Annotated in this window: 3 protein-coding genes; all 3 read left to right on the top strand. The window is 35.7% G+C overall.

The genetic code is table 11. From position 1 onward, the window contains the following. Nucleotides 1-198: 198 nt before the first annotated feature. The 3 genes from FC65_RS10485 to FC65_RS10475 all read left to right on the top strand — a co-directional run bounded on the left by FC65_RS10485 (nt 199) and on the right by FC65_RS10475 (nt 1,702). Nucleotides 199-990: a hypothetical protein gene (locus FC65_RS10485; RefSeq protein ID WP_056972674.1), complete on the top strand. Its 792-nt coding sequence runs from the start codon at nt 199-201 to the stop codon at nt 988-990. Between the two features lie 9 nt (nt 991-999). Continuing rightward, nucleotides 1,000-1,254: a hypothetical protein gene (locus FC65_RS10480; RefSeq protein WP_003642782.1), complete on the top strand. Its 255-nt coding sequence runs from the start codon at nt 1,000-1,002 to the stop codon at nt 1,252-1,254. A gap of 79 nt (nt 1,255-1,333) precedes the next feature. Next, nucleotides 1,334-1,702 (top strand): hypothetical protein, encoded by a 369-nt coding sequence (locus FC65_RS10475; protein WP_056972672.1) that lies wholly within the window; start codon nt 1,334-1,336, stop codon nt 1,700-1,702. Nucleotides 1,703-1,764: the final 62 nt, after the last annotated feature.

Here is a 1,764-nt window from a genome sequence, read left to right as displayed (position 1 = left end):
ACTGTTTCTAACCCCGAGGAATACGGTTGGAGCAAACAAGAAGATGTTTTAGACTTCTTAGATTTTTTCAAGTTACCACACGAACTGGCTTCGTTATTTTAACAAGTTCTTGACCAGATAGGAAGTCATAAAAAGCTCAAGCGCTTATGTTTACTTATACGAACGGGATCTATTAGAAAACATTAATTTGGAGGAATTATGACAGCGATTATTAATACAGTATTTTTAATTTCATTCATAGCTTTTCTGTATTTTATTGGACGGGGAACTTTAAAATTTTTAACAAATAAAGATACCAAACATTCTTTTAAGTACGGACTATTATCACTGCTTGTATCTCTTGTGTTTATGGTAATCGGTATAATATTCGACCCTGCCATAAAAAGTTCTTCAGAGAGCAATAATTATAATTCGGTAAATAGCGACTCTACTACAAGTAAAAAATCAACAGACTCAACGTCTCAAAGCCATTCTTCTAAATCATCTAGTTCTAAAAAGTATGATTTCAGTAAAGTTAAGCTTGGCATGACTAAATCACAGGTCACTGCTATCATGGGAAAGCCTACAGAAGAGAACTCAAGCACGCTTATGTACGGATCTGATGACTTAGATTTTGAAAATGATAAGTTGTTCGATGGATCTCCTAATGAAATTCATAAAGCCGCTATAAAAAAAGATCAGACTGAAGCCAAAGAATCTAGCAAGAAAAGGGTAAACAAAGGCCAACTCAAATCATTTGCTAAGGTTTTTGGGCAAAAAGACGTCGAAACTTTACAAAAATACGTTGGCTCTGCATATTCGTCTATAGAAACTTCACAGGGAATGGCTTACGGGTGGAAAACTGATTACGGTATGCTTTATAGATTAGATGATAGTAGCACTGGTATCACTCATGTATATAAAGATGGTCTTGGAGACTCTGGTACACAACTGTACGTCGGTCAGACCATCAAACAAAAACATCGTAGAAATTATTATTACTATAACTAGGAGGAAGATATGTCTATTATTCTCACATGGTTAATAATTATTATCGCTATTATGTACTGGATTTTAAATAAGTTCGTTAAATTCATGACAGTGGGACATCTCAAACTAAAGGATTTAATTCGTGCAGGCCTTTGGTCAATGATTGGAATTTTCATCTGGAAAAAGTTACACCCAAATGAAGATATACCAGACCGTTTTAACTCAGAAATTAATAAGTATAAGGAACTTCTCGCACAGACACAGAAAAATCACGATAAGAATTAATATTGCTAGAGAATACTAAAAAACTATGTCCAATAAGCTGATCGACATTAAAAGCTGTTAAAAGAGGAGGAACTTCAGCATGAAGACAAAGAATTTAGCGCTTACCAACGGAATCGTGGGATTAGTTGGCGGAATCATCTTATTATTTGGGGGCTGGTTTGTCGCTGGTGGCGCCCTAAGCGATGCGGCAACTGGATCAGCAACAAGCACATCAGGTACAGTGGCTCTGTTAAACATTTTAAAAATTGCCATTTTAGCGTTAGGCATCATTGCATTAATTTATTATAAAGGCGATTCAAGAGTAAATACTGCACCAGGTGTTTTACTAATCGTTGGTGGCGCAATTGCACTTATTCCGTTTTTGGGTTGGATTGGCGGAATTATTGCAATCATTGGTGGTTCTTTATATTTAGCTGCATTAAAGAACTTCAGCCGACCACAACAGTAATGAAAAGCACTATTTTGGAGGATAATTAAATGGGCAGATTGCAAGAAATAACTTGAACGAAT

The organism is Ligilactobacillus acidipiscis DSM 15836, from assembly GCF_001435755.1.
GTDB lineage: Bacteria > Bacillota > Bacilli > Lactobacillales > Lactobacillaceae > Ligilactobacillus > Ligilactobacillus acidipiscis.
This window is presented reverse-complemented; position numbering and strand designations above follow the sequence as displayed.

Excerpts from the sequence above, each read along its gene's own strand:
- FC65_RS10485 (WP_056972674.1), top strand. The coding sequence starts at position 199 with ATGACAGCGATTATTAATACAGTATTTTTAATTTCATTCATAGCTTTT.
- FC65_RS10480 (WP_003642782.1), top strand. The coding sequence starts at position 1,000 with ATGTCTATTATTCTCACATGGTTAATAATTATTATCGCTATTATGTAC.
- FC65_RS10475 (WP_056972672.1), top strand. The coding sequence starts at position 1,334 with ATGAAGACAAAGAATTTAGCGCTTACCAACGGAATCGTGGGATTAGTT.